The following is a 21639-nucleotide window of genomic DNA, read 5'->3' on the forward strand; positions in this document are numbered from 1 at the left end:
GGATGCTGCCCACCGTTGCCGCCATACCTTGCATTGCGGTGGCTACGTTCGTCAGTTGCTACCTGACGGCGAAGCTGCTTTCGTACATCCCCGGCAGCAAGTGGGTGATAGGCTGAAAGGCTTACGGGAGTAATTTCCATTGGTAATTCTTTTCTGCCGGTTGCCTGTGGGGAGATGATTCGGCAGGCAGATTTATTTCGTTCCACTATGGTGGTCTTTGCGTTCCACTATAGTGGAACGCAAGGGAAACTGTAGTGTTCCGTTCGTACCACTATAGTGTTCCGCAAAAACAGTAGGAAGAAAAGACAGTCCGGTCAGGCTGCGGGCCGAAACCTTTTGGCAGTGCGGCGGAATCAGAATATGTGCGATTTTATATCACGTTCATTAAGGATAGATAAACTTCTGCCGCTCGTCACTGTCCACATAAAATGGCAGTTCTTCTTTTCCTCTTGTCAAATCTCTGAGCCATAAAAGTGAACCGGACGGAACACTGGCCGTAATATAATTATATTTAGCCCGTTCGCTCAGGATTTTCTTCCATTCGCCCTTATCCCAACAAAACAATTCATATTGATTGCCTGCTATAATACCATTGTCGGCATTCAATGGCATCATCCGTATCTTTGTAACAAATTGAGGTTTCTTCAACATAAAACGTATAGTTGGGTAAGGCTCCGGAGATGTTTGCGGATTACCGTCGTATTCAGCCTTCCATTGAATCCGTTCCAAAGGTTCATCCATTAGTCGGACTTCGGTTTTATCTTCCGATAAAGTATCCTCAGATGACAGTATCGGTAAAGGAGAGGCCGCAATGACATTCTTGTATCCATGTCGGATATCAGTAATGAATTCCAGTTCCGACAGAGTGGCGTGAGGATATTCATTCGTTGTCTTTACCTGGTAATATTGATAAGGGCCGTTTTTCATGTTGAGCTTTATATCCTGAAAATAAGGTTGCAGTGTGTCTGCGATTATCCCAACTGTATCGCAGGATTGAAAACCGGGTTCGTTGCTTGCCTGAATGACTGTTCCGATCAATTTTACTGCCTTGTCCACCAGCCCTTGTTTCATCGGGAACTTACGAAGCAATGTCACCTCGTCGGCGTTACCTTCTATATGAGACTTTATTATCTTCCCATCTTTGTCCAGATAGAAAGGTTCTCCGAAGGAGAATGACTTGCCGAATGGTGAATAGTAAACAGGGAAATAATATCTGTCCGGAATGACGGACGAGAAAGTGACATTCTGTTTCGTACGGTTTATTTTCCCCCAAGTTACGGGAATGATACCTGAGGACATCCCGCTATTAAAAACGGCAAGATAAGCCAGATTATTATTGCCGGTTTCCTGATAAGGAAGAATTAGAGGAATGGTATTCAGCAAATGTGAAGTTACATCCTTCAGAAATGGAGAATCAAAAATGTCCGGGATATATTCACCGCTGTTCTTCATAAAGAAAGGCGTATCTTTTTGTTCTGAAAACATGAAACGATACACATTCAGCATTTCTTCGGGTTTCAGAAAACTGCCATCGGTGGTGGGCAACGAAGACTCCGGATTAAACATCAGCCAATCCTTGTTTTTATCCAATGCCACAGCGTAATAATGTCTTCCCTGAAATTTCTTATAAGATGAATTGAATTCTACGGCGGCGGGTATGCCACACGCCCTCAATACAGACACGCCATAGTTTGCAACCGGGATGCAATCATGAAAGCCATGAAAGAATAATTCTTGGTAACCGACTTCTTCTTTATAAGGATAAGGTGGAAAGAATTCGCGTGTTCGCCCTATCACATAGTTATATCTCCGAACCACTTCCCGCAGGGAGTCTTTATTGACAGCCGACAGGTATTTATTCATAAACGCAGCATGGACATCCGAGAAATCAATCAATGAAAAATCGGGCACACTTCGATAAGGGAGCACATATTCGTAGAAATCTTCAGTAGAAAGCCGTTGCAAACCATTTGTTTGTTTTTTCAATTCAAATACATGGTCAATATGGCTTATCAGTTGCCCAGCTTTCACCCAATGAAGGTCATAGCCATCTTTCCAGAGAATCCGGACAGGTTGCCCCTTTATTCTTTCACCTTGTTCTTTCCGAAACTTGTTCCGTGCCTCATTTATCATTTCCCGCGCTTTCTCGGTATATAAACTATCAGCAGCTAAAGAAACCGAGCGGAAAAGAAGTGAATCCGCCATCCTCGTTAGCGAGTCCAGCAAAGGATGTTGCCGGGAGTTTCTTCTGGAATAATACGAATGGTGGTGCCGCATATTCGCAATTAAAAACTTTGCGGCTTTCAATTTCTGAGGTTCGTGCTTGTAATGATTCAAAACCGTTTCCAACTCACTCCTGTTCGACCCGGAGATTGATAAGACGGTATCAACACGCTTGTCAACTTCGCTTGCACAACCTGACAATAGAAACAGGAAAAAAGTAATAACAAGGCTCTTCTTTGTCATATTCAATTTTATTTTATAATATGAGTATTCTTCAGTCATTCAAAATTCTCTTCTGCCAACAACCTCGTTTGCTCTTTTTCCATTTCCCTTTTCATCATCCTGATAGCTGAGGTCTTAATTTTCATCGGTTTATCTATGATTGTCCTGGCGACAACAAGCATACGTTTCCGGTCATCCTCCTCCTTATATAAATGGAACAATTTATAAAGAGGCAGAAAACGGGAGGGGCACATCATAGATGCATTATCATAATACTTTTCCGCCAGCCCATGTTCATCCAATTCCTGATAGTTTTCACCGATTATAAGCTCTAAATCATAGTCCGCCCAATACTTACGGCATTGCAATGCTACTTTCAAGCTCTCTTCATATTGCTCATTTTCCAAAAGTATGGCTGCATAGTTATAAAGGAAATAAGGATTATCTTCAAATTTCTTCTCTAACTCTTTATAGTCCTGAAGCGTCTTGCCAGATGCTCCGCAAAGCGCAAGTCCGGACATCTTTCCCCATTCCTTTTCCGCCATTACGCGTTCTACCAATTTGTAAACTCCTCCAAGTGAACAAAGAAGAACGAAAACACATACGACATTCTTTATCATTGGACGAGCAAGAATCATAACAACATATTCCCTTGTAAGAATGGCAATGCATAAGAGCATAACAATCCACGTAAAAGGATAAGTGAACGGATAAGAGAAAAACGAGAATACGCTTATTGATATAAGCGAATAAAGGGCTGTTCGTTTCTCCACGCAGGGCTGTTTTTTATAACAGTACATTATCAAAGTTATCATTGCAAGCATCGTGAACAAACCCGTAAACCCGAAATTCAGGAGAACTCCCACATATTCATTAAAAGGATGTTTCACATTATCTGCTAACATAGAATAACGGCTCTCCTCGTGTTGTCGGAAATAATTTGCCTGATAGTCCATATAATGAGCTTCAAAACTACCCACCCCGTGACCGAACCACGGCGCATCTTTTATCATATCTGCGCTGCATCGCCAAATAAGTAACCTGCCATCGGCAGAGTCTTTTTTCATCCAGTAACATCCTGATAGCAACAAAGCGAGACATACTAAAGAAAGATACTTCATCCGTCTTTTATGAAATACCTTCCTGTTCAAAAGAATGAAACAGATAAAGGCAATGCTCATAATACCCGCTCTTGATTGGGACAGTATCACAGCTATTGCAATTACGAATCCTGCCATCCATCCTCCATACCTGATATATTTATTCTTATCCGACAATAAGAAGCCCACAAAGGGAAAGCCTGCACAGAGACAGGCGGCAAAACCTGCTGGATTATCAAAACTTCCTGTAACCTTAAAAACTGTGGACACCTGAAAGAAGCCGGAGAACTGTATTATTCCGAATATTGCCTGCGTAAAGCATGAAATAACAATGATAATACCTTGTGTTAGAATGGTAGTCTTTATCTGATTGTTAAACAATGCTTTAGTAGCTTTATACACTGATATTATCAATGCCATAAACAGCACAAAGTACCATTTGGGTATTATATATGAGTCTGTGAATTGTCGCGAGCAAACAAATACGCTGCCTAAACACAAAACGATGAATAGACTGTAGAATATTCTTGTCATTACAATTGAAGAATCATATCAAAAAAGATATTTTCATATAAACTTAATTTCACTCTCCAATACTATTTTAGTTAGCATAGTATGTTGATTTACAGACTTTATATCTCTCGTTTTTTTATCTAACCATCTTTGCGATAGAGATAATCTTCATCTTCACTTACTAATTCTCATCCTCCAATATTTTTTTCAGTCGATAATAAAGATTCAATTTATGTTCCAAATCCTTCGATTCATCTACAGCCTCTGATTTCTTTTCAATCAAGCAAGTGTGTTCTTCTTTTGCAACAGGCATTGATACTTCTTCAAATTCAGCAACTTCCACCTCTATCACATCCCCAATTTCCAACATTCCTCCATTCCATACCAAGTGTATTTCTTCAGGCATTCTCAAACCGCTAAGACTCCAAAATACACCACTATGCCAAGTAACATTAGCAACAAGACCTACCCCACATTGAGGAATACCAGCCTTGCATATTTTATTTTTAAATTTTACAACAAGTCCTTTCATACAATCTATATGAGCCCATTTTCCTGAAGCTCAACTTTAAGTTGTTCATATTTCATTTTCAATTCATCTTTATCACAATTTTTTTTCATAACAGGAGATACTTTTGATGTCTCAACTACTTTTATTACAACCTTATCACCTATTTTCAAGTTCTCATCAACCCAAACAAGGTTACTCAATGTATCTATTCCGCCTATATGAATATTATCGCCAAAAGAATAATTGCAGTTCATTATTACATATGCTACATCATTGGATGTAATAATCACAGGTTCCCGATTATTAATTATTACTTCAAATCCTATCATATTCTTATATTTTAGTTAGAACGAGGACAATCCCATACCCCTTGTGCTAAACAGTATTCATGGCATCTCCTGCATTCATTATATTTTCTATTACATTCAGTAGCACTCATTGGCATTTCAATTGGCTGAACCTCTCCCGTAGCACGACTTCTCGCCATTGCAGCAAACAGATAATGAGATGTTCTTTTCATTTTACTACACTCTAATAAATTGTACAACTTTGATATTTGCAATACTCCAAAGTCAAATTCATCTATTAGTTAAATACTTACAGAAGAGAAACAAATCTGACTTCGGAGATTTTCCTTACGTTAAATTATTTATCATTCTATAAATAATCATCAATATCACCAAAGCAATACAAGCCATCGACAAATAAATCCAGATACTTTTCTTTTCTTTATTTCTATTTATTTTTGCCAATATAACCAGGAATATTGCCCATACTGATATGTTGCCTAAGGAGGAATACAGAGTATCTATTCGATAGAAAATATCTATTCCAATGATTACTATGTCCAACAAACATAGAAGACATAACGCAATATAATAACGTTTCATATGTTTAGTCTGTATCTGATATTAGTGAATACTTCTCATACAATCCTCATAAGCTCTATCTGCAAGTCTTATATCGTTTGCATAATTGGCCAAAGCAAGCGCATAGCATACGCAGGCTGCAGCTGGTACCTCCAATAAGCACGTACAACCTATCAGAGCGATATCTGCTTGAGCTCTGGCCCATGAGTAGTCTTGAGCTCTTCGTTGCTCACATTCATTAGAGGTTATTTCCGAACGGGTTTTCAGCATAATTGAAGAGTTTCGCTTCGCAGTTTCTAAAAAAAGATTCCCCCGCTCTGTTTCATTCAAATTTGAAAAATCCGCATTATATAGAAGTTTTTCCTTTGCTTTTGTCATTGCTGATATTTCATTCTTAATATTAGCTTTAGCCATAAATTCTTCCATATAATCATCATTATTCAGATTATACATAAGCTCGTCAAACTCTTCTTGAGATAAAGTAGAGGTATAAGATAATGTCTTGTCAGACAAGGCTTCACTTATCTCCACAAAATCAAGAAACTCATCAGACTCAGCAACAGAATCAATAAGTGTATTTTTAGTAGAGCCATCTTCGTCAGAGCTACAACTGGAAATAACAACATTCATACCAATAATAAAGGTAAATACACTCAAACATAAAATTACTTTCTTAAAATTCATAATTCTTCATTTTTTAACTGTTAATACTAAAACTATCTCAAATACAAATATGGCTTGTCAGTATTTGCTTTTTAATAATTGATAGCTTATTATCTTTTTGCAAAAATGTGAACTATTTTGAGGGAATACAATAGTGCGTTACACTCTTTCATACCTTACAAAAGGCTATAGAGGGTTCTAATGCAATATTTTTTTTGTATTTCTCTTGTATTGTAACAGTGCAAAATAAATTCCGATTCTCTCACAGAATGAAAACTGTTTTCTGTAGGACAGAAACATCTCCATACTACTTAATGTTACACTTATAAAGGAATCATATTAACCCTGAAACGTTCCAACTGCATTTAAGGATTTTCTTTTATTCATATTGTAACAAAGCAGATATGTATACAATTACTTGATAAGAAATATTTTCCTTTTTTTTGTGTAAATATTGCCCTAAGAATACATATATTTTCGTTACTTTGCTCTTAGTATTAAATAAAACACTTATAATCATGAGAAAAGAAAAACATTTTTTGTATTATGCAATGACGCTTGTCTACGGATTAGCGACTATTCTTATTATTCATAGCTGTAACACGAACGAATACTATTCTGATGAACTACAAATGGAAGGAAACAGAATACCCCAAAAATCAGCACTTTCATCAGGCATAGTAAATAATACGAATTTACTTATTGACTCTATTACTATTTCTGATGAATTTTGGGAGTTTGAAAGGAGTAGTAAACTCTTATCAGAAAAGTTTCAAGTTTACACTTCAACACTGAGTGAAGAAGAATATAACAACCTCATGGAAAATTTAAACGACGATGATTACATGGAAGAGTTTATCAAAAAAGCGAATTTAGAAAAACAACTTCAACAGATGAATGAAGCTAAGGAAAATTTGCTTCTGCATACCGGATTCTTCAGACTAAGCGAGGATGAACGTATATCTCTATTCAGACAGTATGCTGAGAGCTATGAATCTATAGGTAAAACACTCATAAAAACACGTACTGAAGGCGGAGATACTAATGACTGTGAAACAAAAAGACAAGCTGCGTATGCACAGGCAAAAGCGGATTATGATAATGCCATTATAAAATGTAGAACAGAATCCTCCACTAATTATTGTTACACGCAAGCATTAGCTAACTATGAAAGATGCAAAAGAGCGTCTGATAGAGCATACGAAGAATGTATAAAAAGATAATTATATATATAGTTCTAAATAATGTAATGTGGCTTACCAGCATTGCAATGTGTTATATAGATTGCTTTATTGACAACCTAAATTACACATTTCAAGATTTCCTCATTATTTTTTTCGAACTTCTTGCGCGTATGGCACTTGTAGCAGGAGCTATCAGTATATTTCCACAAGAACCATACTCTAATAAAAGAGTGTGGTTCTATTATATCATTATGGGTGGGAGTCTGACTGTTGTTGACGCATTTATACGATTGGCAGGTACTTTACAAAAGTTATTGTTTTAGCGCTGTTTGCAGGAAAGACTCCAGTTCTTCATCGCCAATCCCCAAACGCTTTCGGGCACGAGACTTCATTGTGCGATAAGTTCCGTCAGTAATACAAAAGATGGTTAATATTTCTTCCTTCGTTTTATGCATCCGAATAAGTATGCATAGTACAATATCCCTCGGTGGAAGTTGACAACCTTGTTTCTTCAGCCAAACAAAGAATTCGGGATCAATCATCTGGCATTCCTCTACCAGCAAAAGATAATCTTTGGCAGAGAATTGGGCAATGGACCGATTTTCAATAAGTTTACGGAGGAGAATAATATCCTTCTGATTTGTCGGGGGAGAATCGAGCAATTGCTGTATTTTTTGAGTTTGAAGAATTGACTGTCGACGTTCGTCTGTCAATTTCTGATACAATGTAATAGAGATTTTAATTGTAGCTGCTACCATTATACCAATAACGGCCAACAAAGGGATGGTATATTCCGACAATACAGGGTCGATTTCCATATGAATCTCTTTCGGCATAATCATATAAATTTGATCTGCTGTAATCAAAATGAAAGCGGCAATGAACTGCCAGTCTATCACTTCAGAAATTCCAATGCGTTCTCTCTTTTCACGAAATGTCCACAATAATGCTCCCACAAAAAGAATCAGCCACATTAACGAATGCATGGAAGACGAGAATGCATTAATATATATACTGGGAAAAAAAGCCTGGAATATATAAGCCGCCACCAGAATCAAACAGCAGAGTAAACCACCTGACAGTAATTGTTTAAAAGAATAAGTCGGATATTTCATCACTCATTTTATTTTATGTTCTTGAATCACAAAGATAGCGAAAAGAATATTCATATTGACATTTTTCTTTAATTTTCGCTTTTATAAAACGAAAAAGTATCGGATTATCCAATATTTTTTGTCGGTTGTCTGTGGATAGATGATTCGGCAGGCAGATTTATTTTGTTCTACTATAATGGAAAGAAAAGACAGTCCGGTCAGGTTGCGGGCCGAAACCTTTTGGCAGTGCGACGGAGTTCGGTATAAAGCGGTTTTGTACTGCAAAAAAAATGGCGGTGAGTGATGACACCGCCATTCGTTTGAAGGTTTTATTATCTAAATCTGCAATCCGTCCAACAACTCCAGGTAAACCCCGATAGCCTCTTCTATCTCTTTCAGCATGATGTATTCCTCGGCCGTGTGCGAGCGCGACGAACGTCCCGGACCGATTTTCACGGACGGGAAAGCCATCAAGGCTTGGTCTGACAGGGTAGGAGAGCCGAAGGGAGTACAGCCCAATTTAACTGCCCTTTGCACAAACGGATGCTTCTCGTCAATCCGTGAAGAGTTGAGGCGGAACGAACGCGCCTGGGCATTGCAGGAGATATGTTTTTTGATTTCGGCAAAGAGCTCTTCGTTGGAATACAGCTCGTTGCTGCGGATGTCGACAACGAACGAACACTTGTCGGGAATCACATTGTGCTGAGTGCCTGCATTGATGACGGTGACACTCATCTTGACAGCCCCCAACAGGGGAGATTCTTTCTCGAAACGATAGTCGCGAAACCAGGCGATGTCGTCCAATACCTTATATATAGCGTTGTCGCCCTCGTTGCGTGCGGCGTGTTCGGCTTTTCCGGTTGCGGTCACGTCCAGCACCATCAGCCCTTTTTCGGCAATGGCAGGCTGCATCTCCGTGGGTTCGCCGACGATGGCGAACGAGACGGGTGGCAGTCCCGGCAACACGCTCTCGATACCCTCTTTTCCCGAAACCTCCTCTTCGCACGAGGCAAGGTAAATCAAGTTGTATTTCTGCGAAGTGCGGCACAGTTGCAGGAACACCTGCAGCAGAGCGACGACACTCGCTCCGGCATCGTTGCTGCCCAGACCATACAGTTTGCCGTTCTCTTCGCGTGGAGTGAACGGGTCTTTCCGCCAGCCGTTGACGGGTTTTACCGTATCGATGTGGGAGTTGAGCAGGATAGTCGGCTTTTTCAGGTCGAACATCGGGCTGAGGCACCACACATTGTTTCCTTTGCGCCCGGTCTGCATACCCTCCATTTCAATATAGTTTTGCAGGAAATCGGCCGCTTGGGTCTCTTCGCGGCTGATGGAGGGGATGCTAATCAATGATTTAAGCAGGCTTATGGCTTCTGTGGCCATATACGGAATGTCATATTTCATAACGCGGTATTTTTATCTTTATTTGCACAAAGATACTCGTTCTGCGCAACAATTTCAAATAAAACCAATACCTTTGCACCATATTTACAAATATAGTGCATATGACTTATCATCATTTATCTGTCTTGGTCCATCGTCAGGCCGAAAAGTACGGCGAAAGGGTAGCGTTGAAATATCGCGATTACGAGACAGCACAGTGGATTCCAATCACCTGGAATCACTTTTCTGCCACTGTGAGACAGGCTGCCAATGCATTGGTAGCGTTGGGAATAGAAGAACAGGAGAATGTGGGAATCTTTTCGCAGAACAAACCCGAATGGTTCTATGTCGACTTCGGCGCATTTGCCAACCGGGCGGTTACCATTCCTTTCTATGCCACCAGTTCGCCGGCACAGGCGCAATACATCATCAACGATGCACAGATACGTTATCTCTTTGTGGGCGAGCAATACCAGTATGATGCCGCTTTCAGCATCTTCGGCTTTTGCCCCTCCCTGCAACAACTCATTATCTTCGACCGTTCGGTGGTGAAAGACCCGCGCGACGTATCGTCCGTCTATTTTGATGAATTCATGGCGATGGGAGCCGCACTGCCGCACAACGATGTGGTGGAAGAACGTACGGCACGCGCTTCGGATGATGATTTGGCAAACATCCTCTATACCTCGGGCACGACGGGCGAGCCGAAAGGAGTCATGTTGCATCATTCCTGCTACCTTGAGCAGTTCCGCACGCACGACGAGCGGCTCACGACGATGTCCGACAAAGACGTATCCATGAACTTCCTGCCCTTGACGCACGTGTTCGAGAAAGCATGGTGTTATTTCTGCATCCATAAAGGCGTGCAGGTGTGCATCAATCTCCGTCCGGCGGATATTCAGACCACGATAAAAGAGATTCGTCCGACAATCATGTGCAGCGTGCCCCGCTTTTGGGAAAAGGTGTATGCAGGCGTGCAGGAGAAGATAAACGAAACCACCGGATTGAAGAAAGCACTGATGCTGGATGCCATCCGCGTGGGTAAAATCCATAACCTCGATTACCTGCGCAAAGGAAAGACCCCGCCGGTGATGAACCAGCTCAAATATAAATTCTACGAAAAGACCATCTACGCGCTGCTGAAAAAGACAATCGGTATCGAGAACGGCAACTTCTTTCCGACTGCCGGTGCTGCCGTGCCCGATGAAATCACCGAGTTTGTCCATTCGGTAGGCATCAATATGATAGTGGGATATGGACTGACGGAATCCACCGCCACCGTGTCGTGCGCGTTGCCCATCGGTTACGAAATCGGTTCGGTAGGCGTCGTGCTGCCGGGCATTGAGGTGAAGATTGGTGAGAACAATGAAGTCCTGCTCCGTGGAAAGACAATTACGAAGGGATATTACAAGAAGGCAGAAGCAACGGCTGCCGCTATCGACCCCGACGGATGGTTCCACACCGGCGACGCCGGCTACTTCAAGCACGGGCAGCTTTTCCTCACCGAACGCATCAAAGACCTCTTCAAGACCTCCAACGGCAAGTACATCGCTCCGCAGGCTTTGGAGACGAAACTCGTCATCGACCGCTACATCGACCAGATAGCCATCATCGCCGACCAGCGTAAGTTTGTTTCCGCCCTGATTGTTCCGGTGTACGAATTTGTGAAGGAGTATGCGAAGGAGAAAGGCCTCGAATATAAAGACATGGCCGAACTGTTGCAGCATCCCAAAATAGTGGGGCTGTTCCGTGCGCGGATAGATACCTTGCAGCAGCAGTTTGCGCATTACGAGCAGATAAAACGTTTCACTTTGCTGCCCGAGCCGTTCAGCATGGAACGGGGCGAGCTGACCAATACGTTGAAACTGAAACGTTCGGTCGTGGCAAAGAATTACAGCGAACTCATTGAACGGATGTATCAGGAAAACTGAATAAGCGGGAAAGTAGATGTTTACCCGATGTGATGCATCTCCGTATGGTTCGGAATTGTGTTAAATTAGGTGAGTATTGATGAACAAAGTAATTATATATCTCTTGTTTCATATGTGTGCCGTAGCGGTGGCGGTAGCTCAGAATGCTGCCGATTCGGCAAAGATATACTTCCGGTTCGGACGTAGCCGCTTTGAACCGGAAACGGCGGATAATGCCCGCACCATGCAGCGTTTCTTGAAAGAAGTGCGCCGCCAGGTTGCTTTAGGCAATATAGACCGCCTGCTTATTTGTTCTTATACCTCGCCTGACGGGGTGAGTACTGCCAATCTGCAGCTCAGTTCGAGCCGTAGCAGGGCTATCGCTTCCCATATTGTGGCGGAAACAGGGGTGAGCTATGCGCTGATAGACACCGTTCCCGGAGGAATAGCGTGGGAAGAGTTGCGCCGCACGATTGCTGCCGACGACCGTGTGCCCTACCGCAAGGAGGCACTCCGCATACTCGACCATACGCCCGTGTGGGTGTTCGACTCGCACCACAACATTGTGGGAAGCCGCAAGAAGAGCCTGATGGATCTTGAGGGCGGCGATACCTATCGCTGGTTGCAGCAGCACATCTTCCCCCAACTGCACAATGCCGTATTGCTTCTGTATGTGAAAGACAAGACTGTGGGCGTCGGGCAATTTCCGGAGGAGGAACTCCCGCACGCGGGAAAAGAAATCCCGTCGGACACTGCCGCCTTGCCGGCCGACACCTTTCCGTCACAGCCGCCCCTGCCTGCCGATACGCTGACGGCTTGGGGAGAGACGCCTACCGAGCCATTCTCGGTAATTGTCGACGAAAGAATTCGTCCACGCTGTTTTGCCTTGAAAACCAATATACTGTATGCTGCCATCCTGATGCCTTCGCTCGAAATGGAATGGCGCGTGGGGCGTTATTGGTCGGTCAATCTGGAAGGAGAGATGGCCTGGTGGAAAAAGCGTCTGCGCCATAAATGTTATCAGGTGGCTGTGGTCAGTCCCGAAGTGCGCCTGTGGTTTCGCGGCAAGAGCCTGCAACGCGGGTTGTATGTCGGCGCTTTTGGCGGCGCAGGCTTGTACGATTGGGAGAACGGCAAGCGGGGCTATCGGGGCGAAGGCGTCATGGCAGGCGTGACGCTCGGCTATATGTGGCCGTTCTCGCAGACCTTTTCGTTCGAAGCCGGTATAGGAGGCGGATGGCTGTCTACCCGTTATAAGGAGTATGTTCCTTACGAAGACCATCACATCTACCTGCGTTCGCGCAACACAAGTTATATCGGCCCGTTGAAACTGAAGTGTGCGCTTGTATGGCGTTTGGGCAACATCGTTTGGCAATAGAAATCGGAGGAGGTTGACGCAATGAAAAGAAGATTCTTCTATACAATGATGGCAATGGCGTGCTTGTCGTTGGCGGGATGTCGCGAGGAGCTTTGCTACAATCATTTCGGTTCGGCCGATATCAGCTTTGAGTGGTCGGTCGAGGAGCATCCCGGAGAGCCGTCTCCCAAAGGGGTCACGGTGCTTGTGTACGACGAGTCGGGGCGGCCTACCGAAGTTTTCCTTTCCCCTTCGGGCGGCAGTGTCAATTTCGGCGAAGGTGGCGTGCATTCCATATTGCTCTACAACAACGATACGGAGAGTGTGCTTATCTCTGGCGAAACGTATGGCCCGTTGGAGGTTTGTGCGACGTCGACGCCCGGTTCGCGCGGTGTGCCTGCCGGATTTAAGGAGTTGCATCCCGACGAGCCTGTCTTGAATCCGCCCGATATGCTTTATGCCGCTTATATTACTTCCATTCCCGACGTCGGCAATCACGAAATGGCGGGTCTGCCCATCGACATGAAGCCGATGGTATTTGCCTACGAGGTGCATTACGAGTTTGAATACGGTTTCCAACGGGTGGTAGGTGCGCGCGGGGCTATCAGTGGAATGTCCCGTTGGGTATATCTGCACAATGGTGCGACGCCAACCGAAGCCGTGACGCTTGTGTACGATTGCCGATTGGATAAAGGAGGGGTTACCGCTACCGTATTGTCGTTTGGCACACCCGGACGCACACCCGAACCGAGCGGGCACGGCAGGGCTTCCCGTCGTCATACGCTAAACCTCGAAGTGGAACTGACCAACGGCAAGACAAAGGAATTCAATTTTGATGTTACCGACCAGCTTATACCTCAACCCAAAGGGGGAACTGTCACGGTGTCGAAGCTTCGTATTGAGGACAACGAGAGCGGTTCGAATTCAGGCTTCGACCCAGATATCAATGATTGGGACAACGATGTGGAGATTGATTTACCGGTGGGTGGACAACAGAAGTAAACAGGGTATTTCTCTTCGTAATTGTGCGGCAATCGTACTCCAATCTACCGCTATTCCGCTTTCAATCGACCAATTGTAAAGTTATTCTTCATTAGGTATAAATTTGCCGGAGAGTAACGGCAATCTTTCTTTTTATCAATTACAAACTATAATTGCAAGTTTCATTTATATAAACGCAACCTTCGTTTTTATAAATGAAGGCTTTGTTTATAAAAACAAAGGTTGCAATTATAGTTTGTAACCAATCGGGCAAAACTTTATATATAGCAGATTGGAAGTTTATCGTTAGTATATAATGACTTTATTATTAGTGCTTTGCAGGGAAAGAACCTGTCGTTTGCATACGTTTTTTCCATTGTTTGTAGTTGGTTCTATAAAAGAAACCCGTCATTGACGTGTATTTTGTCAATGACGGGCCGCTTGTTGTCTTTTTTATATCAAACTTGCGTTGTATTAGCCACCAATATTGAAATCTGTTACCGGAGATTCTGTCCAGTCTTGGAGACCATTGGTAGCATCTACGCTAAATTCGATTTTTTCTACTCCGGCAGCACTACCGTTTACAGTTACGTTATAAGTATATGATGTGCCGAGTGCCCATGTAGGTTGGATATTACCTTTAACATAGTCGGTCTTTATTACATCTGCACCTTGTTTTACTTCAATCTTGAAGCTCAAAGTAACATCGGATGAACTGTATGCTACAGGAAGAACATATCCGGTTCCTGTAGTCAATTCTTTGGCAGCTACCGCGTCGCCACCTTCCGAACCGGCAGGTTTTGCAGCTTGGATAGTGTTGTCTGAGCCTTCTAAGGGAAGTGTCACTTTGGTCCATTCTGAGGCTGCTTCGTTATATGCAATGGAACGTGTCTGGTTGCCCCATTCGTTTGTTTTTGATGAGAAGTCAGCCTTGTCATACACGTTGCGGAATTCTACTTCTGAGATTTTTATTGTGAAATCAGAGTCGAATCCGCTTTTGAACACGGCTTTTACTTTTGATAAGATATGTTTGAAACTAAGTGATACTTCTGAGTTTCCTGTCTCTTTGGCAACAATAGAAGCTGATTCTGCAAAAATCAAATCGTGTTGATGCCCGTCATTGCACTCAAAATCGGTGATTTTGAAAGTTCCTGCATCTACGCCTGATGTGGTGAATGAAGGAGTACCTTTACTTAACGCTATATTTTCGCAACTGTAAGCATAAAATTTGTAAGTGGCGTTTTCTACCCAATACTTTGAAGCGCCTTCATACGTCCATTTGTCTGCATCTTTGGATACTGCTACTCCATTGAATACGGTGTGATAGTCTGATTGGTCTTTGGGAGTGTATCCACCATAAACAAAGAATTTTTTGAAATTCTCCATGGTTATAGCACGTGTGCTGTTGCTGACATGAGAATTAAAACCGATTATTGCACCTGATGCTTCGTTTTCTTCAATCACATCCGTGTTGGTGCAGGCGGCAAATGCTAAAGCTACTGCCACATAAAAAAAACTTCTTTTTAACATACTTGTAAAATAATATAATTTAACATCTGCGTTTAAAAACAGCGCAAAATTAATAATTATCTCGATGTGAAAAGTCATGTTTTATCGTTAAATTCGTGTTTGTTTAACACTTTTTTAACGTCGGACTGCTTAGATGGATAAAAGGATGTGGAAGAAACGGTGTTTGTATCCGCTTTCTTTCCTCGATATCATAGAGATTAAACCTATAGATGAGAAAGTTCGGTAGATATCAAAGACGAAGGAAATTCAAGGAAAAGGCTATCTGCTCGCATCTTTAATATGTTAAATTCACCTTCTTTTGATAGCGAAAACCTTTTTCGGCAGTTCGGCTTGGAAAGTAAGGAGATTTGTTAACAAGCGATGTTACCTCCGTTCGCTTTCTCATTTTTAATTTTTATCTTTGTACCCGATAAGACAAGCATCGGCAGGTTGTGCCTGCCCCGTTTGTCGGGCAGAAATTTATAAATAACCATAAACGTAAACTCAAATGATTACTATCGAACAACTTAAAGACGTGAAAGAGCGCACAGACGCGCTGAGGAGGTATCTTTGACATCGACGGGAAGAAAATTCAAGTCGAGGAAGAACAATTGAGAACACAAGCTCCCGGATTTTGGGACGACCAGAAGCGGGCGGAAGCTCAAATGAAACTGGTGAAAGACCTGCAAAAATGGATTGACGGATACAATGAAGTCAAAACACTGGCAGACGAACTGGAACTTTCGTTTGATTTCTACAAAGAAGAATTGGTGACGGAAGAAGACGTAGACGTAGCCTATGCAAAGGCACACGAAGCGATAGAAGCACTTGAATTCAAGAATATGCTGCGCGACGAGGCCGACCAAATGGACTGTGTGCTCAAAATCAATTCCGGTGCCGGCGGTACAGAGAGCCAGGACTGGGCTTCGATGCTGATGCGTATGTATCTGCGCTACGCCGAAACGAACGGCTACAAAGCCACCATCGCCAATCTCCAGGAAGGCGACGAAGCAGGCATAAAGACCTGTACTATCAACATCGAAGGCGACTTTGCCTACGGCTATCTGAAAGGAGAAAACGGTGTGCACCGACTGGTGCGCGTGTCGCCCTACAATGCTCAGGGCAAACGCATGACCTCTTTCGCTTCCGTCTTTGTCACTCCGTTGGTAGACGACAGCATCGAGGTGAATATCGAGCCTGCACGCATCTCATGGGATACGTTCCGAAGCGGCGGTGCCGGCGGACAGAATGTGAATAAAGTGGAATCTGGTGTCCGGTTGCGCTATCAGTACAAAGACCCCTACACGGGCGAGGAAGAGGAAATACTGATTGAAAACACCGAAACCCGCGACCAGCCCAAGAACCGCGAGAATGCAATGCGTCAGTTGCGCTCCATCCTATACGATAAAGAATTGCAGCACCGCATGGCCGAACAGGCGAAAGTGGAAGCGGGCAAGAAGAAAATCGAATGGGGCTCGCAGATACGAAGCTATGTGTTTGATGACCGCCGCGTGAAAGACCATCGCACCAACTATCAGACATCGGACGTGAACGGCGTGATGGATGGCAAGATTGATAACTTCATCAAAGCCTATCTGATGGAGTTTTCTTCGCAGGAGTCATAAAATGCAAAAATAGCGGAGTAATTTTTGGAAAGTTAAAAGATTTATCCTTACTTTGTTAGCGTTGAACTTTAAAACTAACTATTATGGGTAAGGGTAAGAAAAAAACTGCTATAAGCAAGAAAGAAGAGGAACAAGCCCGGAGAGTTGTCAAAATAGTATTTGTATCACTCATTATTTTGGCACTGGTGATGCTGATCGGATTCTCCTTTCTCGGCTGACGAAGAGAGAAACTCCACCACAGATTGCATGGATTTGTGGTGGAGTTTCCTTTTAATAATTTGTTTACTTTGGTATCATGTCACAAGAAATAGAACGTAAGTTTTTGGTATCGGGCGATTTCAAGTCCCGTGTATTTGCGCAGAGCCGCATCGTACAAGGCTATATCAGCAGTGCCCGTGGCAGGACGGTGCGTATCCGTATCCGCGACGGGAAAGGGTATCTCACCATCAAAGGAGCTTCCAATGCCTCCGGCACCAGCCGCTACGAATGGGAGCGCGAACTTCCTCTGTGCGAAGCGGAGGAACTGATGCAGTTGTGCGAGCCGGGCGTTATCGATAAAACCCGCTACCTGGTGCGCAGTGGCAACCACGTGTTTGAAATAGACGAGTTTTATGGCGATAACGACGGACTGGTCGTGGCGGAGGTGGAACTGGCTGCTGAAGATGAAGCCTTTGTGAAGCCGGACTTCATTAGCGAAGAGGTGACGGGAGACGTACGCTACTACAATTCCCAACTAATGAAAAAACCGTATAAAACGTGGTGAGTGTTAACAAATAAATCGTATATTTGTTCTTATCTAAAAAAGAGCAATATATGGAACAGTTGTACAATTATCTGCCGCGCGAACTGGTTACTTTCGTACTGGTCGCCCTGTTTTCTTTGCTAATTGGACTTTCGCAACGCCGTATCAGCCTGAAGCGCGAAGGCGAAACCACTCTTTTTGGAACCGACCGCACCTTTACCTTTATTGGTATATTGGGATACCTGCTCTATATACTCGACCCTGTCGATATGCGCCTTTTTATGGGCGGCGGCGCAGTGCTTGGCTTGCTGTTGGGGCTGAACTATTACGTGAAGCAATCCCAGTTCCATGTGTTCGGTATCACTACCATTATCATAGCCTTGATAACTTATTGCATGGCTCCCATCGTAGTCACCCAGCCTTCGTGGTTCTACGTGATGGTCATTGTCACTGTGCTTCTGCTCACCGAACTTAAGCATACTTTTACCGAGTTTGCCCAGCGTATGAAGAACGACGAGATGATAACGCTGGCAAAATTCCTGGCAATCAGTGGTATTATACTGCCTATGCTTCCCGACCAAAACCTGATTCCCGGCATCAACCTCACACCTTATTCCATTTGGCTGGCAACGGTTGTTGTCTCCGGTGTCTCTTACCTCTCTTACTTGTTGAAACGTTATGTATTCCACGAATCGGGAACGTTGGTTTCCGGCATTATCGGCGGATTATACAGCAGTACGGCAACCATCTCTGTGATTGCCCGCAAAAGCCGTACGGCTTCGGAGCAGGAAGCGACGGATTATGTTGCCGCCATGTTGCTGGCAGTCAGTATGATGTTTTTGCGGTTTATGATGCTGATATTTATTTTCAGCAAGGAGATTTTCCGTTCTATCTATCCTTACTTGCTGATTATGGCGGTGGTGGCTGCCAGTGTTGCGTGGTTTGTCCATACCCGGCAAAAGCGTCCGGCAGGTCAGTCCGCAGTGGCGGAAGAGGATGACAGCAGCAATCCGTTGGAATTCAAAATAGCCTTGATTTTTGCCGTACTCTTCGTCGTCTTTACGTTTCTGACTCACTATACGCTGCTGTATGCCGGCACCGATGGTCTGAACCTACTCTCCTTCGTCTCCGGTTTCAGCGACATAACGCCTTTTATTCTCAATCTGTTGCAGAACACGGGCAACGTTGCGGCATTGGTTATTACAGCTTGCAGTATGCAGGCAATCATCAGCAATATACTGGTCAATATGTGTTACGCCCTGTTCTTTGCAGGAAAGGGGAGCAGGCTTCGTTCGTGGATTTTAGGAGGATTCGGAACGGTGATTGGGGTGAATTTGGTGTTGTTGCTGTTCTTCTATTTGTAAGAAGGAAAAATAGGAGAACGAATTATAATGTTTTGAGAAAGGAATTGGAACAGGCAGTAAAGTAGACTGATGCTGGGTTATCTGTTGTGCAAACATAGAAAAGGCTGTATCCGCATCAGACGGATACAGCCTTTTCTATGTTTATGTTTTTTGCGTAAACTGATATCGCAAAAATAACCGTGATGGTGGAGTGCGTTATAATCCCCAGTCGTTCTTGTTGTAGCTTGCTTCTACTTTGTTTTCTATATCATCAGGAAGATTGTGGAAGAAATCAATACCTGTTTTCTCTTCCAGTTCGTCGATGGAGACTGTGTGATTGGCATAGCTGGCATTCTTATCATAGGATTTGTGGTCGAGCCAAAAGCCGATGGCTTTGTAACTTCCGTTTTTCAACCACAATAAGGCCATGAAGTAATGTTTAGGTACAGCGATGCGTTGCGAATTACTATCGATATACTTCTCTATTTGGTCATCTCGTATGGTTCCGCCTTTTACTACATACAACGTGTCATTTGAATTGGTGATTTTGCCCCAACTCTGCACTTTGTCTTCCAGTTTTTGCCATATACCACCGTTGAATCCGTTTTGGATTTGCGGACTCATGTTCGACATATAGAATGTCATCTTGTTGGCAGTTGTCGAATACTGTCTGTCGCTCGATGCTACCAGATGTCCGCGACTGTAGCCGGAGTTTGAGTAAGATTCTTTTGTCAACTGGTAGTCTTTCGGAAGTTTGGGGTCTGCCCGGAAATCTTCATTTCGGCCTACATTCTTGTCGGGGGTTGCCGTGCTAAAGGTGAAAGCTACCCAGCGTGAATGCAATTTTGTGCAGTCATATTCATAGCTGTATGCGATGACTTCTTTTCCGTTTTCAGTTGTGGTATGCGTAATGAAAGGATACATATTTCCGCCTTTCAGTTTGGGAATCTCAATTCTTCTTGCATATTCCGCAGGGTTTTCCGGATTTGAGCCATTGCCAGCCAACTGCTTGACTGTGAATGTTGTCTTTTCTTTTCCTGAACTGATTTGAATGGTAGCGCTGCGCTCAGCACCGGTATTGGCTTTTATGTAACCGCTAATGGAACCGTTGCCGCTACCGGATGTTCTGTTTAGTGTACACCATGTTTCGTTGCTTGCGGCTTGCCATGTTCCGTTGGTTGTTACCCGAATGATAAATCCGCCGCCGTTGGCGTTGATTTGCGTTTGGTCGATGGAGGCGATACCTTGTTGGTCGTCACCTTCGTGACCGGGCAATTCCGGAATATTTTGTTCGCTACACGAAAATGCTGTGCAGCACGCGATGAGCAGGACGAATAGTTTGGAGTATATCTTTGTCATTGCACTTCTTTAATTAAATAGATGATAGTGGGAAGGTGGTCGCTGTAACCGTTGGTCCATACGCCGCCCGCCTGTGTACGTTTGGGATATCCTTTGTATTTCCCTTCCTTTTGGAACATGAAGTCACGGCGGAAGATTTCATGTTTGTAGAATTTTAGCGTACTGCGGTCGCTGCCCAACAGGTTTCCGGTGAATACGATTTGGTCAAACAAGTTCCATTTACCTCTATACATCAGAGTACCGTAACCTTTTTTCAGCGTGTCCCACCACGGGTTGTATAAGTCGGTTGGGCCTACATCGGCTGGTTTACGTTTGGCTCCTAAAGAAACTGCCATACTTTTATTCATCGGGTCGTCGTTCATGTCTCCCATAATGACGATTTTGGCTGCCGCATCTTCTCTCAACAGCGAATCTTTGATGGCTCTCACTTGTTCACCGGCGCGTTCGCGTGCCGGAGATGCGGCCGCTCTTGAGGGCCAATGGTTGACGATAAAATGCATTTTCTCGCCTGCTATCTTGCCACTGGCAACCAAAAAGCCGCGTGTTTTATGCACGGTATCGTTTATATATACATAAGGTACGAGTTTGCTGTTTATCAGTTCAAACAGGTTGGGGTTATAGAAAAACGCGCAATCCACACCACGCTGGTCTTCTCCTTCGTAGTGGATATACCGGTAGCCCCTATCGGCAAGGGCGGGTTGTTTCAGGATATCTTCCAGCACCCGGTGATTTTCTATTTCGGAAACGCCGATAATGGCAGGCCCCATCGGGAGTTTGTCGGTACTGAGCAGGCTTAATACTTCCGACATATTTTTGAGTTTGGCTTTATACTTCCTTGTGTTCCATTGGTTGGTACCGTTGGGAAGGTATTCGTAGTCGTTTTTGCCCTCGTCGTGAATTGTATCGAATAGGTTTTCCATATTATAGAAAGCTACGCTGTAAAGGGCGAATTTCTTTTCTTGTCCGTAAACTGTCAGGACGAAGAGAATGAACATACTTAAAGTTGTTAAGTTTCTTTTCATCTTTGAAATTGTTTTTAAAAGTGGATAAA

Annotated in this window: 19 protein-coding genes; 9 read left to right on the forward strand and 10 right to left on the reverse strand. The window is 43.6% G+C overall.

The annotated features are described in order from the left end of the window. Positions 1–384 precede the first annotated feature (384 nt). Both QZ331_RS04855 and QZ331_RS04860 read right to left on the reverse strand, forming a co-directional pair. Entirely contained in the window at positions 385–2205 is a 1821-nt protein-coding gene (locus tag QZ331_RS04855; protein ID WP_294628537.1) for a hypothetical protein, read from the reverse strand. A 296-nt stretch (positions 2206–2501) separates the two neighbouring features. Then, entirely contained in the window at positions 2502–3683 is a 1182-nt protein-coding gene (locus QZ331_RS04860) for an O-antigen ligase family protein (protein ID WP_365975903.1), read from the reverse strand. On the opposite strand from QZ331_RS04860, the gene QZ331_RS04865 reads away from it, so the two are divergent. Beyond that, on the forward strand, positions 3601–3819 hold the full coding sequence (locus tag QZ331_RS04865; protein WP_294628705.1) for a hypothetical protein: 219 nt from the start codon (positions 3601–3603) through the stop codon (positions 3817–3819). The two genes, QZ331_RS04860 and QZ331_RS04865, sit on opposite strands and share 83 nt — an antisense overlap. Before the next feature lie 420 nt (positions 3820–4239). On the opposite strand, the gene QZ331_RS04870 is transcribed toward QZ331_RS04865, so the two are convergent. The 3 genes from QZ331_RS04870 to QZ331_RS04880 all read right to left on the reverse strand — a co-directional run bounded on the left by QZ331_RS04870 (position 4240) and on the right by QZ331_RS04880 (position 6122). Next, the gene (locus QZ331_RS04870) at positions 4240–4590 is read right to left on the reverse strand and encodes a hypothetical protein (protein ID WP_294628539.1); all 351 of its coding nucleotides are present in this window, start codon (positions 4588–4590) and stop codon (positions 4240–4242) included. A gap of 5 nt (positions 4591–4595) precedes the next feature. Beyond that, positions 4596–4898, reverse strand: coding sequence for a hypothetical protein (locus tag QZ331_RS04875; protein WP_294628541.1), 303 nt, complete (start codon positions 4896–4898; stop codon positions 4596–4598). A gap of 582 nt (positions 4899–5480) precedes the next feature. Continuing rightward, positions 5481–6122, reverse strand: a complete 642-nt coding sequence (locus QZ331_RS04880) for a hypothetical protein (protein WP_294628542.1) — start codon at positions 6120–6122, stop codon at positions 5481–5483. Between the two features lie 497 nt (positions 6123–6619). Here QZ331_RS04880 and QZ331_RS04885 point away from each other — a divergent pair, with 497 nt between their 5' ends. Continuing rightward, the gene (locus QZ331_RS04885; protein ID WP_294628544.1) at positions 6620–7324 is read left to right on the forward strand and encodes a hypothetical protein; all 705 of its coding nucleotides are present in this window, start codon (positions 6620–6622) and stop codon (positions 7322–7324) included. Positions 7325–7596: 272 nt separating this feature from the next. On the opposite strand, the gene QZ331_RS04890 is transcribed toward QZ331_RS04885, so the two are convergent. Both QZ331_RS04890 and QZ331_RS04895 read right to left on the reverse strand, forming a co-directional pair. After that, positions 7597–8400: a hypothetical protein gene (locus tag QZ331_RS04890; RefSeq protein WP_294628546.1), complete on the reverse strand. Its 804-nt coding sequence runs from the start codon at positions 8398–8400 to the stop codon at positions 7597–7599. 315 nt (positions 8401–8715) lie between these two features. Next, positions 8716–9783 (reverse strand): M20 family metallo-hydrolase, encoded by a 1068-nt coding sequence (locus QZ331_RS04895; RefSeq protein ID WP_294628548.1) that lies wholly within the window; start codon positions 9781–9783, stop codon positions 8716–8718. A 101-nt stretch (positions 9784–9884) separates the two neighbouring features. On the opposite strand from QZ331_RS04895, the gene QZ331_RS04900 reads away from it, so the two are divergent. From QZ331_RS04900 to QZ331_RS04910, 3 genes are all read left to right on the forward strand, one after another. Continuing rightward, entirely contained in the window at positions 9885–11693 is a 1809-nt protein-coding gene (locus tag QZ331_RS04900; RefSeq protein ID WP_294628550.1) for an AMP-dependent synthetase/ligase, read from the forward strand. Between the two features lie 79 nt (positions 11694–11772). Then, positions 11773–13050, forward strand: coding sequence for a DUF3575 domain-containing protein (locus tag QZ331_RS04905; protein WP_294628552.1), 1278 nt, complete (start codon positions 11773–11775; stop codon positions 13048–13050). A 21-nt stretch (positions 13051–13071) separates the two neighbouring features. Beyond that, positions 13072–14031: a DUF5119 domain-containing protein gene (locus QZ331_RS04910; protein WP_294628554.1), complete on the forward strand. Its 960-nt coding sequence runs from the start codon at positions 13072–13074 to the stop codon at positions 14029–14031. Between the two features lie 453 nt (positions 14032–14484). Here QZ331_RS04910 and QZ331_RS04915 read toward each other — a convergent pair whose 3' ends face one another. Next, a complete protein-coding gene (locus QZ331_RS04915) occupies positions 14485–15516 on the reverse strand; it encodes a fimbrillin family protein (protein ID WP_294628556.1) in 1032 nt (343 codons plus the stop codon). 511 nt (positions 15517–16027) lie between these two features. Here QZ331_RS04915 and prfB point away from each other — a divergent pair. The 4 genes from prfB to QZ331_RS04935 all read left to right on the forward strand — a co-directional run bounded on the left by prfB (position 16028) and on the right by QZ331_RS04935 (position 19250). After that, a protein-coding gene (gene prfB / locus QZ331_RS04920; protein WP_294628558.1) for a peptide chain release factor 2 occupies positions 16028–17144 on the forward strand; the annotation gives its coding sequence in 2 pieces (ribosomal slippage) (positions 16028–16090 and positions 16092–17144; 1116 coding nt in all). Between the two features lie 83 nt (positions 17145–17227). Continuing rightward, positions 17228–17362, forward strand: coding sequence for a hypothetical protein (locus tag QZ331_RS04925; RefSeq protein ID WP_294628559.1), 135 nt, complete (start codon positions 17228–17230; stop codon positions 17360–17362). 77 nt (positions 17363–17439) lie between these two features. Beyond that, complete coding sequence (locus QZ331_RS04930; RefSeq protein WP_294628561.1) at positions 17440–17907, forward strand: CYTH domain-containing protein; 468 nt, start codon at positions 17440–17442, stop codon at positions 17905–17907. 50 nt (positions 17908–17957) lie between these two features. Beyond that, positions 17958–19250, forward strand: coding sequence for a DUF4010 domain-containing protein (locus QZ331_RS04935; protein WP_294628563.1), 1293 nt, complete (start codon positions 17958–17960; stop codon positions 19248–19250). A gap of 195 nt (positions 19251–19445) precedes the next feature. On the opposite strand, the gene QZ331_RS04940 is transcribed toward QZ331_RS04935, so the two are convergent. Together QZ331_RS04940 and QZ331_RS04945 are read right to left on the reverse strand one after the other, a co-directional pair. Beyond that, positions 19446–20588, reverse strand: coding sequence for a DNA/RNA non-specific endonuclease (locus QZ331_RS04940; RefSeq protein ID WP_294628565.1), 1143 nt, complete (start codon positions 20586–20588; stop codon positions 19446–19448). Continuing rightward, on the reverse strand, positions 20585–21610 hold the full coding sequence (locus tag QZ331_RS04945) for an endonuclease/exonuclease/phosphatase family protein (protein WP_294628567.1): 1026 nt from the start codon (positions 21608–21610) through the stop codon (positions 20585–20587). The genes QZ331_RS04940 and QZ331_RS04945 overlap by 4 nt, the downstream gene beginning before the upstream one ends. Positions 21611–21639: the final 29 nt, after the last annotated feature.

Origin of the sequence: uncultured Bacteroides sp., from assembly GCF_910586915.1 — a bacterium.
Classification (GTDB): Bacteria; Bacteroidota; Bacteroidia; order Bacteroidales; family Bacteroidaceae; genus Bacteroides.

What these genes read in the sequence shown, in the direction of transcription:
- QZ331_RS04855 (WP_294628537.1), bottom strand. Translation starts at nt 2,205, where the DNA reads ATGGCGGATTCACTTCTTTTCCGCTCGGTTTCTTTAGCTGCTGATAGT.
- QZ331_RS04865 (WP_294628705.1), top strand. Translation starts at nt 3,601, where the DNA reads ATGAAACAGATAAAGGCAATGCTCATAATACCCGCTCTTGATTGGGAC.
- QZ331_RS04860 (WP_365975903.1), bottom strand. Translation starts at nt 3,683, where the DNA reads ATGGCAGGATTCGTAATTGCAATAGCTGTGATACTGTCCCAATCAAGA.
- QZ331_RS04870 (WP_294628539.1), bottom strand. Translation starts at nt 4,590, where the DNA reads ATGAAAGGACTTGTTGTAAAATTTAAAAATAAAATATGCAAGGCTGGT.
- QZ331_RS04875 (WP_294628541.1), bottom strand. Translation starts at nt 4,898, where the DNA reads ATGATAGGATTTGAAGTAATAATTAATAATCGGGAACCTGTGATTATT.
- QZ331_RS04880 (WP_294628542.1), bottom strand. Translation starts at nt 6,122, where the DNA reads ATGAATTTTAAGAAAGTAATTTTATGTTTGAGTGTATTTACCTTTATT.
- QZ331_RS04885 (WP_294628544.1), top strand. Translation starts at nt 6,620, where the DNA reads ATGAGAAAAGAAAAACATTTTTTGTATTATGCAATGACGCTTGTCTAC.
- QZ331_RS04890 (WP_294628546.1), bottom strand. Translation starts at nt 8,400, where the DNA reads ATGAAATATCCGACTTATTCTTTTAAACAATTACTGTCAGGTGGTTTA.
- QZ331_RS04895 (WP_294628548.1), bottom strand. Translation starts at nt 9,783, where the DNA reads ATGAAATATGACATTCCGTATATGGCCACAGAAGCCATAAGCCTGCTT.
- QZ331_RS04900 (WP_294628550.1), top strand. Translation starts at nt 9,885, where the DNA reads ATGACTTATCATCATTTATCTGTCTTGGTCCATCGTCAGGCCGAAAAG.
- QZ331_RS04905 (WP_294628552.1), top strand. Translation starts at nt 11,773, where the DNA reads ATGAACAAAGTAATTATATATCTCTTGTTTCATATGTGTGCCGTAGCG.
- QZ331_RS04910 (WP_294628554.1), top strand. Translation starts at nt 13,072, where the DNA reads ATGAAAAGAAGATTCTTCTATACAATGATGGCAATGGCGTGCTTGTCG.
- QZ331_RS04925 (WP_294628559.1), top strand. Translation starts at nt 17,228, where the DNA reads ATGGGTAAGGGTAAGAAAAAAACTGCTATAAGCAAGAAAGAAGAGGAA.
- QZ331_RS04930 (WP_294628561.1), top strand. Translation starts at nt 17,440, where the DNA reads ATGTCACAAGAAATAGAACGTAAGTTTTTGGTATCGGGCGATTTCAAG.
- QZ331_RS04935 (WP_294628563.1), top strand. Translation starts at nt 17,958, where the DNA reads ATGGAACAGTTGTACAATTATCTGCCGCGCGAACTGGTTACTTTCGTA.
- QZ331_RS04940 (WP_294628565.1), bottom strand. Translation starts at nt 20,588, where the DNA reads ATGACAAAGATATACTCCAAACTATTCGTCCTGCTCATCGCGTGCTGC.
- QZ331_RS04945 (WP_294628567.1), bottom strand. Translation starts at nt 21,610, where the DNA reads ATGAAAAGAAACTTAACAACTTTAAGTATGTTCATTCTCTTCGTCCTG.